Raw genomic sequence first — 13,854 nt, 5'->3', positions numbered from 1 at the left:
TCGTCGCGGCCGCCGGCATGCGCCGCGTTACGACTGGCGCTCGACCGCCTTGCCTTCCAGCACCGCCGACAGCCTGCGCAGGTCGAGACGCGCCGCGTCCGCGCCCTGCAGCGTTTCCAGATGCGTGCCGAGTTGCTCGAGCGCCGCGACGATCTCGTCGACGCGCCGGCTTTCCTTCGCCGCGTGATCGATCAGGCCGTGAATCGCGAGCGACATCGGATCGTCCGCATTCGGCGTGATCCCGTATGCGCTGAATGCGGCGCGTTCGGGCTGCGGCTTCGGTTGCGCCGGCATCACGATACGCGCCGGATTGCCGACCGCGGTGCCGCCCGCCGGCACCGGCTTCACGACGACCGCGTTCGAACCGATCTTCGCGCCCGCGCCGACCGTGAAACCGCCGAGCACCTTCGCGCCCGCGCCGACGATCACGCCGGCCTCGAGCGTCGGATGGCGCTTCGCGCCGCGCGTGAGCGACGTGCCGCCGAGCGTCACGCCCTGATAGATCGTGCAGTCGTCGCCGATGATCGCCGTCTCCCCGATCACGACACCCATCCCGTGATCGATGAACACGCGCCGGCCGATCGTCGCGCCCGGGTGAATTTCGATCCCCGTCAGGAAACGCGCGGCCTGCGACGCGAAGCGCGCGAGCCAGTAGCGTTTCGCGCGCCAGCACGCATGCCCGAAACGGTGCAGCACGAGCGCATGCAGCCCCGGATAACAGGTCAGCACTTCCCAGGCACTGCGAGCGGCGGGATCCCGCTCGCGAATCGTCGCAACGTCTTCGCGCAGTCTAGTGAACATGATCTGATCGGGAAAAGGCCGGCGTGCCCCGCCGGCGATGGCCGGCCGTTATCGCACCGGGTAATTTGCTTATGACGTCCGGCGATTGTAGGGCCACTCGCGCACGGCCGCACGGCGGCGCGCGTTCACCCCGCCGGCGGCACGGGTATTCGCGCGGGACGCCGGTTGTGAACGACTGGCGCGGCCATGCACTGGATTGGCGCGAACCCGACCGACCATCGCGCGGCCGATGCAACGCGGCCGTTGCGGACCGACACGCTGCCGCCGAGCGCGGGAGCGCACGGCAGCCGGCGTACTGGCCATTCACGCGTCGCCGTCGGGCGTACCGGACTTCAGCAGGATGTGTTTCGCGACGCCGCGCAGGATGTTGACTTCCTCGCGCTCGAGACCGGTACGCGCGAACAGGCGGCGCAGCCGCGGCATCAGCTTCTTCGGGTTGCGCGGGTCGAGAAAGTCGAGCGCGATCAGCGCGTTCTCGAGATGCGCGTACATCCGTTCGATCTCGTCGCTTTGCGCGAGCGTGCCGACCTCGGCCTGCGCCGGGTGCGACGGCTCGCCCCCCTGCTCCAGGAACGCGACGCGCAACTCATAGGCGAGCACCTGCACGGCCTGCGCGAGGTTCAGCGAACTGTAGGCCGGATTCGCCGGGATGTGCGCGAGCGCGCTGCACTGCTCGACGTGCTCGTTCGCCAGGCCCGTGCGCTCGTTGCCGAACACGAGCGCGATGTCGCCCGTGCCGACCTGCGCGTGCGCTTGCGCGGCGGCCGCGCGCGGTGCAAGGCGCGGCGGACCGTATTCGCGCGTGCGTGCGGTCAGCGCGATCGACCAGTGGACGCCGGACAGCGCGTCGCCGAGCGTGGGCACGACATGCGCGGACGCGAGGACGTCGTCCGCGCCGCTCGCCATCGCGATCGCCTCGGGATCGCTCTGCACGTGCGGCACGCGCGGCGCGACCAGCACCAGCCTGGAGAAACCCATCGTCTTCAGCGCGCGGGCGGCCGCCCCGACATTACCGGGATGGCTCGGCTCGACGAGCACGAAGCGGGTGGACGTGAAGCCGCCGGACGGCGGCACGGACAAGGCCGCGCCCGATTCGGACGGCACGGCGGGGTTCTGCGGAGTTTCCACTACATACGACTCGGTTCATCGGAATGGCAGTATGGTATCGCCATCGCCCCGGCAAGCCCACTCGTCCGGACGGCCAGTGGGGTTTCCCCGTATCCCGGTCACCTGAAGCTGTCGAAAATCGGGTAAAATCATGCGTTTACGCGTCGCATCCCGTGCGGCGCGGGTCGTACCCCGCTCTTTGTCAATTCGCGTCTCATCTCGCCCGGCACGTTTGCGCCGTTCCGGGCGGGTTGTTCCACTTCGTGGCGGCCCGTGCCGCCGGCTACAGGATCCAGGCTCATGCATCCCATGCTCAACATTGCTGTCAAGGCTGCGCGTCGCGCCGGACAGATCATCAACCGCGCCTCCCTCGATCTCGACCTGATCGAGATCCGCAAGAAGCAGCAGAATGACTTCGTCACCGAAGTGGACAAGGCCGCCGAAGAGGCGATCATCGAGACGCTGAAGACCGCCTACCCCGACCACGCGATCCTCGCGGAAGAATCGGGCGAATCGGAGAACGAATCCGAATTCAAGTGGATCATCGATCCGCTCGACGGCACGACCAACTTCATCCACGGCTTCCCGTACTACTGCGTATCGATCGCGCTCGAGCACAAGGGTGTCGTCACGCAGGCCGTCGTCTACGATCCGAACAAGAACGACCTGTTCACGGCCACCCGCGGCCGCGGTGCGTACCTGAACGACCGCCGCATCCGCGTCGGCCGTCGCGACCGCCTGGCGGACGCGCTGGTCGGCACGGGCTTCCCGTTCCGCGAAAAGGACGGCCTCGAAGCCTATGCGCGCCTGTTCACCGAAATGACGCAGGCCTGCACGGGCCTGCGCCGCCCGGGCGCGGCCGCACTCGACCTCGCGAACGTCGCGGCCGGCCGTCTCGACGGTTTCTTCGAGCAAGGCATCAACGTGTGGGACATGGCGGCAGGCAGCCTGCTGATCACCGAAGCCGGCGGCCTCGTCGGCAACTACACGGGCGACGCCGATTTCCTGCATCGTCATGAGATCGTCGCTGCGAACCCGAAGATCTACGCGCAGATGATCCCGATCCTGAACCGCTACAGCTACCTGCATCCGGCAGCGGAGTAAGCCCGGGCCGCGCCCGCGCGGCGCGGTTGTCGCATCAGCATCAACCACTCGCCGGCACCGTCATGATGGAGCGCGCGTTGTCTACCGGTTATCCGGGGGACGAAGTACTCTTCTCCACGCAGGGGGCGCTTCAGGCGCCCGCCCTGACATGGCCCGAGTGGTCCGGCCTTGCCGGCGTGCAGCCGCGCGTACCACGCCTCCCTGCGCCAGATGACCTGGCTTCGGGATGGCTCACGCCGCGAACGACGCCGCCGGCATGCCGGCCCCGCCTGTCTCAACACCGCCACGACTTCGTGGCGACCGTATCCGACTACTCATGTTACGGCTAAGCGAACTTAAACTCCCGCTCGACCACCCCGAGAGCGCCCTCGAAGCCGCGATTCACGCGCGCCTCGCGGAGCTTGGCGTGGCGGCAGACGGGCTCCTCCGCTACACGGTGTTCCGCCGTGCGCACGATGCGCGCAAGCGCTCCGACATCAAGCTCACGTATATCGTCGATGTCGAGGTCAAGGACGAAGCGGCCGTGCTGCCGCGACTCGCCGGCACGCCGCACTGCGCCGTGACGCCCGACATGGCGTACCACTTCGTCACGAAGGCGCCCGAGCACGGCAACTTCCTGCGCCCGGTCGTGATCGGCATGGGGCCGTGCGGCCTGTTCGCCGGACTGATCCTCGCGCAGATGGGCTTTCGCCCCATCATCCTCGAACGCGGCAAGGCCGTGCGCGAGCGCACCAAGGACACCTTCGGCCTGTGGCGCAAGAGCGTCCTCAATCCCGAGTCCAACGTGCAGTTCGGCGAAGGCGGCGCCGGGACGTTCTCCGACGGCAAGCTGTACAGCCAGATCAAGGATCCGCACCACTACGGCCGCAAGGTGCTCGACGAATTCGTCAAGGCCGGCGCACCGGAAGACATCCTGTACCTGAGCCGGCCGCACATCGGCACGTTCCGCCTCGTCAGCATGGTGGAAAAGATGCGCGCGACCATCCATGAACTGGGCGGCGAAGTGCGCTTCGAAACCCGGGTCGAGGACATCGAGATCGATCAGGGCAAGGTGCGCTCGCTGACGCTGTCGAACGGCGAAACCCTTCGCTGCGACCACGTGGTGCTGGCCGTGGGCCACAGCGCGCGCGATACGTTCCAGATGCTGCACGATCGCGGTGTGTATGTCGAAGCGAAGCCGTTTTCGCTCGGCTTCCGGATCGAACATCCGCAGGGGCTGATCGATCGCAGCCGCTTCGGCAAGTTCGCGGGTCACAAGCAACTCGGCGCGGCCGACTACAAGGTGGTCCACCACTGCAGCAACGGGCGCGCTGTCTACAGCTTCTGCATGTGCCCCGGCGGCACGGTGGTCGCGGCGACCTCCGAGCCGGGCCGCGTGGTCACCAACGGCATGAGCCAGTATTCGCGCGCCGAGCGCAACGCGAACGCGGGCATCGTCGTCGGCATCACGCCGGAAGACTATCCGGGCGGGCCGCTCGCGGGCATCGCGTTCCAGCGCAAATGGGAAGAGCGCGCGTTCGAACTCGGCGGCGGCGACTACAGCGCGCCGGGCCAGCTGGTCGGCGATTTCATCGCGGGGCGGCCGTCGACGTCGCTCGGTTCCGTGGTGCCGTCGTACAAGCCGGGCGTGCGCCCGACGGATCTCAGCACCGCGCTGCCCGACTACGTGATCGAAGCGATTCGTGAAGCGCTGCCGCAGATCGACAAGAAGATCGCCGGCTTCGCGATGCACGATGCGGTGCTCACCGGCGTGGAGACGCGCACGTCGTCGCCGATCCGGATCCGGCGCAAGGACGATTACCAGAGCGTGAACGTCGAAGGGCTGTATCCGGCCGGCGAAGGCGCCGGGTATGCGGGCGGCATCTATTCGGCTGCCATCGACGGTATCGAAGTCGCGCAGGCAGTGGCGCTCAGCATGACGTCGACGCAAGCGTCCTAATGTGCCGGACGGCCCCGGCGCACGGAGGTTCGTGCGCCGGGTCAAGCCGGGCTTTGAATGCCCGCCTCGCCGCAAGATCAGAGCGCCCTATCGGGGCGACGCCTGCCGATCGCGCCCTCCCGCTACTGGCCGAACGGCGAACTTCGCGCTGGTGCACCGAAGCCACTGGTAAACTCGGGCAACTCAAGCAACAACTTTACGCCGGATCTATGGCCACGCTGTCGCCCGAGGCCTTTACTGGCCACACTCCGATGATGCAGCAGTACTCGCGCGTTACCGGAGAAAACTTGGCACAAAAACCTGCGCCGTAACCTGCGCCCCCTCCTTTAATTCGGCGGATTCCTCCCCCGCTGCCGGCCGAAGTCCATTTGTGTTTTCCCCACACGACAGATCGATTCATTGCCATCAGGGACGAAGGCACGACCGATAGTCATGTCGGCTTGCCACGCGCGACCCAGCCGTCAAATGATCATCAAGAGTGATCAAACAGACCCAGGATGAAATCGCGTACATGCATGATGCGTGGACTGCGCGTCGACGCCTTGTTCCAGACCAGGTACAGATTGTTGGCAGGCGCATCCTGAACGGGCAGGAGCGACACCAGCTTTCCCGCCGCCAGTGCAGCGCCGCACTGATAATCGGGAAGCGCGCTCCACCCCTGGCCCTTGATCACCAGCTCCTGAATGATGCGCAAATCGGGGATCGTGATGGCTGCCTGCAAGGTTGGCGCAAACTGGAAGCGTTCGGTCCAGACTGGGCGGATCAGCGGGAGGTCTTCGTCGAAGGCAATCAGCGGGAGACCGGCAAGCGCCTCCGCAGTGGGATGCGGGCCGAGTTGCCTGGCCAGCTTCGGCGCAAGCACCAGCAGGAATCGTTCGGTCAACAATCGCGCGAATCCATGCGAATGCTCGTCTGGCAGCGATGCCGTGATCGCCAGGTCTGCCGTGGATTCGTTGAGAAGCGCATAGATGCGCTCCCGATTGCCGGTGTGCACACGGATGCGAAAGCCCTGACTCACCAGCGGCGCCAACCCCGTCGCAATCCTGGAAAAGAGGAAATCGGATGGCCCGGCGATGTGCACGGTCCCACCCAACGCACCGCCGCTGCGATAGGACGCCATGCGCATTTCCAGCCCGTCCACCATCGGACCGATCGCCCTGGCCAGCTCGTCGGCCGCTTCGGTCGGCATCACGCCGCGCGCGTGGCGCACGAACAAGGGTTTGCCCACAAGCGTTTCCAGCGCCTGAATATGCAAGGACGCAGCGGGTTGAGTCATGCCCAGGGACTCGGCGGCCCGCGAGAACGAACGCAGCCGGTAAGCCTCGATGAAGGTGCGCAGATGATCAAGATGGCTCATGGCGTATGGCGCTTTTCAGGTCATAAGGAAGACCGTCTCGAAGATATGAAATTATTTATATCACATTAGATAAATAATAATTTCTCATATCTCATTGCGCTCTCTACGATGCATGTCACCACGGCCCACGGCCGCATTTCCGTGGTTGATCGAGAGAGCTTTCCATGCCAGTCGTCGTCTATATCTTTACGCTCAGTGCCTTTGCACTGGGCCTTGCAGAGTTCGTTCCCATCGGCCTGACCGACGTCGTTGCCCACAACCTCGGGGTCGGCATCGAGCAGGCGGGCAGTTCTGTCACGCTGTACGCATTGGGTGCCACGTTCGCGGCCCCGATCCTGTCTGCGCTGACTGCCGGCTGGTCACGCAAGAAAACCATGCTGATGACCCTGATGGTCTTCACTGCCGGCAGTCTGGTTGCAGCCATCGCCACCAGTCTGCCCATGCTTCTCGCCGCCCGCTTTGTCGCGGGCATGGGGCACGGCCTGTTTCTCGCCGTGGCCTCAAGTACGGCGGCACGTCTTGTCGGACAGAAGAAGGCCGGCAGCGCCGTCGCGACGGTATTTGGCGGCTTCACCATCGCCATGGCGATCGGCGTGCCGCTCAGTACTTATCTCGGCGGCGTGATCTCGTGGCGTCCCGTGTTCGGCGCGATCGCGGCCTTCGGTGCGCTGGGTTTTCTGGGTCTGCTGGCGGGCATGAAAGCGCCTCCCCGATCGCAGGAACACGATGCGGCCAATTCGGTCGGCGCCGCGCTGAAGACGATGTTTCATCCGGCCTTGCTGTTTGCTGCGCTCGTCACCGTGCTGGGCTACGCCGGTTCATTTACCGCCTACACCTACATTGCACCGCTGCTCATGGACGTGACCCATGTCACCAGCAGCACGGTTGGAACGTTCATGCTCGCCTACGGCGTGCTTGCCGCGTTCGGCAACGTGCTCGGCGGCAAAATCACCGACAGGCTCGGCGTGAATAGCGCCGGCCTGATCGTGATCAGCGGCATCGCAATCGTCGCGCTCGCCATGTGGGCCTTCTCGACCTTCGCGCCCGCGATGGGTGCCCTGGTGGCGTTGCTGGGCATGTTCACCTTCGCGTCAGTGCCCGCGCTGCAAGCACGTTTGATTGGTGTCGCGGAACAGCATGCTCCCCATGCACATGGCGTCGCAGCAGGCCTGAACATCGCCGGCTTCAATTCAGGCATCGCGTTGGGCTCGATTGTCGGCGGACTGACGATCCATACGGTCGGCATTGCCTACACCGGTATCTCGGGCGCCGTCGTCTCAGGTCTTGGCCTCGTGTTGCTGCTGATTCTGATGACGCGCGACCGTGGCGCGCCGTATCACTCGGCCCTTGGCGCCGGCGATTGACTTAGCCACGACGCTTGACGAAACAGATAGCCCCCGACGTCGGCGCTCACGCCAACCCAAGGCCGCTGACAGTCTCTCGACATCAGCGGCCAGCATCAATCCGGCGCTCCCACGTACCAGTTCACCCGCGATTCCATAGATCTATCGCCGAGCTCACGATCACGGCAGTGATCTGCTGCAGAAATCCCGGTCACGAATGCGTGTTGGTGTTTCGGAGGCAATTTCCCCGGCAGCGTTGGTGCATCTGCCAGGGAGGGCCATCCGTTCCCTGTGCTACTGTTTTAGCCATGCGACGGTTGATCGGATCGGCAGGAATGTTCCGGAGGCGGCCATGGGCGACGCGAGCATTCTGGATGCGCTGGTTGTCGGTGCTGGATGGGCCGGTCTCGGCGTGAGCCATGCGCTCGCGCGGGCGAATATCCGGCATTGCGTTCTGGAGCGAGGCAGAATTGGCGAAACCTGGCGGACCCAGCGTTGGGATTCTTTTCACTTCAATCTCCCCAACATCTACAGTGTCTTGCCTGGCGATAGTTACAACGGCGCCGAGCCGGAAGGATTCATGACGCACACGGCGTTCGTCACGCTGCTCGAACACTACGCGCGGCGTCATCAACTCCCCGTTCACACCGGCGTCGAGGTCTCGAAACTGGATTCGCGCGACGGGCGCTTTCGCATCGTGACGCCACAACAGACGTGGTGGGCCAAAAGCGTCGTCGTCGCCAGCGGCAGCCTGAATCGGCCACGCCGACCGGCTGCCGCCTCTGCATTGACGAACGGCCCGGTGCAAATCGATGCGTCGGACTACCGCAATGCAAGCGTGTTGCCCGCCGGGGCAATCCTCGTCGTGGGCAGCGCACAGTCTGGCTGCCAAATCGCCGAAGATCTGATCCTGGCAGGCAGGGAAACCTACCTCGCGACGAGCCATATTGGGCGTATGCCGCGACGATATCGTGGGTCGGACATTGTCGTGTGGATGGTGAAGACGGGCATGTTCGACGTGCCGCGCAAGGATTTCGTCGATGCGTCCGGTCACGTTGCTGCTCGCCCCACGCTTGGCGCGTTGCACACGATAAGCCTGCAGTCCCTGAGCGCACAAGGTGTCGTGCTGCTCGGGCGATTGATCGGCGTGGAGAATGGCCGGCTCGTCTTCGCCGATGACCTTGTCGAAAATCTTCGGTTCGGTGACCAGATTTCCGCGCAACTCAAAAGCCGTATCGATGAATTTATCGAGCTTGGCGGCCTTGCCGCGCCAGCAGCCGCCGAGGACGTGGCGGAGACGGTTGCGCCATGCCTGCCCGAGCGACCTATCCTGTTGCTCGATCTCGTCGAGCGGAACATTTCAACGATTGTTTGGTGCACCGGCTTCGGGGGCGACTTCAATTGGATCGACATCCCGGGGGCGCTCGATGCGCAACGACAGCCGATTCATGAAGACGGCATCGCTGCGGTCCCCGGCGTCTATTTCGCCGGACTCGACTTTGCGTCCACGCGCCGGTCGGGCACCGTGATGGCAATTGAAGACGAGGCGCGGCGGTTCGTCGCCCATATCGCGGCGCGCTGAACGGGCACAAGTGGGGGAAACAAGTCCGCCCGAAAGGGCGAACGAAGAACAGCATGAGGCCGGCGGCGGCCGGTCGCGCAATCTCCGGCAACCTGACCAAACGGCGAACTTCGCGCGTGTACGGTGAAGCCACTGGTAAACTCGGGCAACCAAAGCAACAAGTTCATGCCTGACCTATGACCACGCTGTCGCCCGAAGCCTTTGCCGGCCACACCCCGATGATGCAGCAGTACCTGCGCATCAAGGCCGATCACCCCGACACGCTCGTCTTCTACCGGATGGGCGACTTCTACGAGCTGTTCTTCGAGGATGCGGAAAAAGCCGCACGCCTGCTCGACCTGACCCTCACGCAGCGCGGCGCATCGGCCGGCACGCCGATCAAGATGGCCGGCGTCCCGCATCACGCGGTCGAGCAGTATCTGGCGAAGCTCGTGAAGATGGGCGAATCGGTCGCGATCTGCGAACAGATCGGCGACCCCGCCACGTCGAAAGGCCCCGTCGAGCGCAAGGTCGTGCGCGTCGTCACGCCCGGCACGCTGACCGATGCCGCGCTGCTGTCGGACAAGAACGACGTCTACCTGCTCGCGATGTGCACGGGCCACAACAAGCGCGGCGTCGCGGTCAATATCGGCCTCGCATGGCTGAACCTCGCGAGCGGCGCGCTGCGGCTCGCCGAAATCGAACCCGACCAGCTCGGCGCCGCGCTCGAACGCATCCGCCCGGCCGAGATCCTGACGGCGGACGGCGCGACCGACGCCGTGCCTGCGGGCACCGGCGCGACCAAGCGCGTGCCCGCATGGCACTTCGACATCGCATCGGGCACGCAGCGCCTGTGCGACCAGCTCGACGTGGCCGGCCTCGACGGCTTCGGCGCGCATTCGCTGACGAGCGCGTGCGGCGCGGCCGGCGCGCTACTGCTGTACGCGGCGGCCACGCAAGGCCAGCAGCTGCGCCACGTGCGCAGCCTGAAAGTCGAGAACGAAACCGAATATATCGGCCTCGATCCGGCGACCCGCCGCAACCTCGAATTGACGGAAACGCTGCGCGGCACCGAATCGCCGACGCTGTATTCGCTGCTCGACACCTGCTGCACGACGATGGGCAGCCGCCTGCTGCGTCACTGGCTGCATCACCCGCCGCGCGCGTCGGTCGCCGCGCAGTCGCGCCAGCAAGCGATCGGTGCGCTGCTCGAGGCCCCCGCGAACGCGAGCCTCGACGCACTGCGCAGCGCGCTGCGCCAGATCGCCGACGTCGAGCGGATCACCGGGCGTCTCGCACTGCTGTCCGCACGGCCGCGCGACCTGTCGAGCCTGCGCGACACGTTCGCCGCACTGCCGGCCCTGCGCGAGCGCATCAGTGCGATCGTCGCGAACGCGGATGCGCTCACGCGCGTCGACGCGGCGCTCGCACCGCCCGCAGAATGCCTTGACCTGCTGACCAGCGCGATTGCCCCGGAACCTGCCGCGATGGTGCGCGACGGCGGCGTGATCGCGCGCGGCTACGACGCGGAGCTCGACGAGCTGCGCGACATCTCCGAGAACTGCGGCCAGTTCCTGATCGATCTCGAAGCACGCGAGCGCACCCGCACGGGCATCGCGAACCTGCGCGTCGAATACAACAAGGTGCACGGCTTCTACATCGAGGTCACGCGCGGCCAGACCGACAAGGTGCCGGACGACTATCGCCGCCGCCAGACGCTGAAGAACGCCGAGCGCTACATCACGCCCGAACTGAAGACCTTCGAGGACAAGGCGCTGTCCGCGCAGGAGCGCGCGCTGGCCCGCGAGCGCGCACTGTACGACGGCGTGCTGCAGGCGCTGCTGCCGTTCATTCCCGAGTGCCAGCGCGTCGCGTCGGCGCTCGCGGAACTCGACGTGCTCGCCGCGTTCGCCGAGCGTGCCCGCACGCTCGACTGGGTCGCCCCCGCCTTCACCGACGAGATCGGCATCGAGATCGAACAGGGTCGCCACCCGGTCGTCGAAGCGCAGGTCGAGCAGTTCATCGCGAACGACTGCCGGTTCGGCAGCGAGCGCAAGCTGCTGCTCATCACCGGCCCGAACATGGGCGGTAAGTCGACGTTCATGCGGCAGACGGCGCTGATCGCGCTGATGGCGTATGTCGGCAGCTACGTACCCGCGAAGTCGGCCTGCTTCGGCCCGATCGACCGCATCTTCACGCGAATCGGCGCGGCCGACGATCTCGCCGGCGGCCGCTCGACGTTCATGGTCGAGATGACCGAGGCCGCGGCGATCCTCAACGACGCGACGCCGCAAAGCCTCGTGCTGATGGACGAAATCGGCCGCGGCACGTCGACCTTCGACGGCCTTGCACTCGCGTGGGCGATCGCGCGCCATCTGCTTGCGCAAAACGGTTGCTACACGCTGTTCGCGACGCACTACTTCGAGCTGACGCAACTGCCGGCCGAATTCCCGCAAGCGGCGAACGTCCACCTGTCGGCCGTCGAGCACGGCCACGGCATCGTGTTCCTGCACGCGGTCAACGAAGGCCCGGCGAACCAGAGCTACGGGCTGCAGGTTGCGCAGCTCGCGGGCGTGCCGGCGCCGGTAATCCGCGCCGCGCGCAAGCATCTCGCGTATCTCGAACAGCAGTCGGCCACGCAGCACACGCCGCAACTCGACCTGTTCAGCGCGCCGCCCGCCGCGGCCGACGAACTCGAATGCGCGGATGCGCCGGCACCGTCCGACATCCCGCATCCGGCACTCGAAAAACTGCGCGACATCGATCCCGACGACCTCAAACCGCGCGACGCGCTCGACCTGCTGTACGAACTGCGCTCGCTCGTCCGCTCGCACGATGCCGACGGACACGCATAAACGCGTCCCGTCGGGCCGGCCGGCCCGCGTCGCCGCCGCGCTGGTCGCGGCGGTGCTCGCGCTGGCCCAGGCCGGCGCGCTGGCGGCGCCGCCCAAGCGCGCCGCCCCGCCCTATTCATTCGCGGTCGTGTCGGGCGTCATCAACGTGCCGGCCGACGAACCGGCCGCGCAGCGACTGCTCGATTCGATCGCGCGCGAGCGCAACCTGGCGTTCGTCGTCTACGCGGGCGACATCAAGGGCGCGAAGGAAGCGTGCCGCGATTCGCTGTACACGCAGCGTGGCGCGATCCTCGACGCGTCGCGCGTGCCGCTCGTGTTCATTCCCGGCCACGACGACTGGGTGACATGCAGCACCGCGGCCGGCGGCGGCTACGATCCGGTCGAGCGCCTGGATTTCCTGCGGCAGACGCTGCTGGCGGACGCGGCACTGCCCGACCCCGGCGCACTGCCGATCACGCGCGAAAGCGAGGTCGCCCGGTTCCGCCCGTATCGCGAAAACGCGCGCTGGATGCACGACAACGTCGTGTTCGTCGCGCTGAACGCACCGGCGCCGAACAACCATTACCTGACGGCTGGCGGCCGCAACGGCGAGTTCGAGGATCGCATCGTCGCGAACGGTTTCTGGATCGACCATGCGGCCGAATATGCGAAGCGGCGCGAAGCGCGCGCGATGGTGGTGATTTTCGAAGGCGACCCGCAGTTCGATCGCTATGAGCGCGCGGAGCGCTTTGCATGGTTGCGCTTCAACCGGCCGCGCGTGCGCGACGGCTTCCGTGAGCTGAAACGAACGCTGGTGAAGGCAGCGGCAACATTCCGCGGCCCGATACTGGTGATGCACGCAAGCAGCGAGCCGCTCGCGAACGGTTTCCTGATCGATCGCCCGCTGCATGCGGACGACGGTGCCCTGGTGGGCAATGTGACGCGCGTCGCGTTCGGACCGCGTCATCCGGCGAATCAGTGGGTGCAAGTGAACGTCTCGCCGGCCCGGCAAACGATCTTCAACGTGAGCCTGCAGGACGTGCCGAAGAACGTGCCGATCCCGCCCGCGCTGCCGCTCGTGCCGCGCGACGATGTCCCGTTGCCCCAGATGCCGGAAATCCCGGCGTTGCCGGCACTGCCCGACTCGTCGTCGGTCGCGCCACCGCTGCAGGGCGACGGCACGACGACGCCGGGCAGCACGCCGCCCCCTGCTTCAGGGCCGGCGCCCGGCCTGCCGGCCAGCTCAGTGCAGGGTACGCCCTGACGGCTCGTCGCCGCCCTCGTCTTCGTCTTCGTCCTCGTCCTCGTCGACGATTTCGAGCCCTTCCGCGCCGTGCGCGTGCTCATGCTCGATCTCGTCCTCGGTCGCTTCGCGAACGTCCTTCACAGTGAGGGCAAAACGCAGCGCCATGCCCGCGAGCGGGTGATTGCCGTCGAGCACGACCTTGTCTTCGGCGATGTCGGTGACCGTGTAGATCAGCGAATCCACTTCCTCGTCGCCGTCTTCCGGCGTGCCTTCGAACTGCATGCCCACTTCGATCGGCTCGGGAAAACGATCGCGCGGCTCGATCTTCACGAGTTCGGGATCGTAGTCGCCGAACGCGTCCTGCGGCTCGAGCTGAATCTGCGCCTGGTAACCGGGCTCCTGGCCGTCGAGCTGTTCCTCGATCTTGGGGAACGTGCCATCATAGCCGCCGTGCAGATAAACCATCGGCTCGTCGCTTTCCTCGATCAGATTGCCTTGCGCATCCGACAGCTTGTAAGTGACCGACACGACGGTGTTTTTTGCGATTTTCATCCAATTCTCC

10 protein-coding genes are annotated in these 13,854 nt (G+C 65.9%); 6 read left to right on the top strand and 4 right to left on the bottom strand.

The features are described 5' to 3' along the window. Positions 1–27 precede the first annotated feature (27 nt). Together cysE and GEM_RS06680 are read right to left on the bottom strand one after the other, a co-directional pair. Positions 28–801, bottom strand: a complete 774-nt coding sequence (cysE, locus tag GEM_RS06685; RefSeq protein ID WP_014896668.1) for a serine O-acetyltransferase — start codon at positions 799–801, stop codon at positions 28–30. 303 nt (positions 802–1,104) lie between these two features. Beyond that, positions 1,105–1,929, bottom strand: coding sequence for an RNA methyltransferase (locus GEM_RS06680; protein WP_014896667.1), 825 nt, complete (start codon positions 1,927–1,929; stop codon positions 1,105–1,107). A 279-nt stretch (positions 1,930–2,208) separates the two neighbouring features. On the opposite strand from GEM_RS06680, the gene GEM_RS06675 reads away from it, so the two are divergent. Then, positions 2,209–3,012, top strand: a complete 804-nt coding sequence (locus GEM_RS06675) for an inositol monophosphatase family protein (RefSeq protein WP_014896666.1) — start codon at positions 2,209–2,211, stop codon at positions 3,010–3,012. A 316-nt stretch (positions 3,013–3,328) separates the two neighbouring features. Continuing rightward, entirely contained in the window at positions 3,329–4,951 is a 1,623-nt protein-coding gene (locus GEM_RS06670; protein ID WP_014896665.1) for an NAD(P)/FAD-dependent oxidoreductase, read from the top strand. 472 nt (positions 4,952–5,423) lie between these two features. Here GEM_RS06670 and GEM_RS06665 read toward each other — a convergent pair whose 3' ends face one another. Further along, positions 5,424–6,308, bottom strand: a complete 885-nt coding sequence (locus tag GEM_RS06665; RefSeq protein WP_014896664.1) for a LysR family transcriptional regulator — start codon at positions 6,306–6,308, stop codon at positions 5,424–5,426. 164 nt (positions 6,309–6,472) lie between these two features. Between GEM_RS06665 and GEM_RS06660 the strand changes: the two genes are divergently transcribed. The 4 genes from GEM_RS06660 (at position 6,473) to GEM_RS06645 (ending at position 13,310) form a co-directional block, all read left to right on the top strand. Beyond that, positions 6,473–7,672, top strand: a complete 1,200-nt coding sequence (locus tag GEM_RS06660; RefSeq protein WP_014896663.1) for an MFS transporter — start codon at positions 6,473–6,475, stop codon at positions 7,670–7,672. A 331-nt stretch (positions 7,673–8,003) separates the two neighbouring features. Continuing rightward, positions 8,004–9,233 carry a flavin-containing monooxygenase gene (locus GEM_RS06655; protein ID WP_014896662.1) on the top strand — a complete coding sequence of 410 codons (1,230 nt, stop codon included), beginning with the start codon at positions 8,004–8,006 and terminating at the stop codon, positions 9,231–9,233. Between the two features lie 176 nt (positions 9,234–9,409). Beyond that, positions 9,410–12,067: a DNA mismatch repair protein MutS gene (gene mutS / locus GEM_RS06650; RefSeq protein WP_014896661.1), complete on the top strand. Its 2,658-nt coding sequence runs from the start codon at positions 9,410–9,412 to the stop codon at positions 12,065–12,067. Continuing rightward, positions 12,048–13,310, top strand: a complete 1,263-nt coding sequence (locus GEM_RS06645) for a hypothetical protein (RefSeq protein WP_014896660.1) — start codon at positions 12,048–12,050, stop codon at positions 13,308–13,310. Before mutS ends, GEM_RS06645 begins: the two co-directional genes overlap by 20 nt. Here the strand turns inward: GEM_RS06645 and GEM_RS06640 are convergent. Then, on the bottom strand, positions 13,290–13,844 hold the full coding sequence (locus tag GEM_RS06640) for an FKBP-type peptidyl-prolyl cis-trans isomerase (protein ID WP_014896659.1): 555 nt from the start codon (positions 13,842–13,844) through the stop codon (positions 13,290–13,292). The genes GEM_RS06645 and GEM_RS06640 overlap by 21 nt on opposite strands. Between the last annotated feature and the right edge of the window lie 10 nt (positions 13,845–13,854).

It is taken from the genome of Burkholderia cepacia GG4, from assembly GCF_000292915.1.
Classification (GTDB): domain Bacteria; phylum Pseudomonadota; class Gammaproteobacteria; order Burkholderiales; family Burkholderiaceae; genus Burkholderia; species Burkholderia cepacia_D.
The sequence above is the reverse complement of the archived record's forward strand: the minus strand, read 5'-3'. Positions and strand labels throughout refer to the sequence as shown.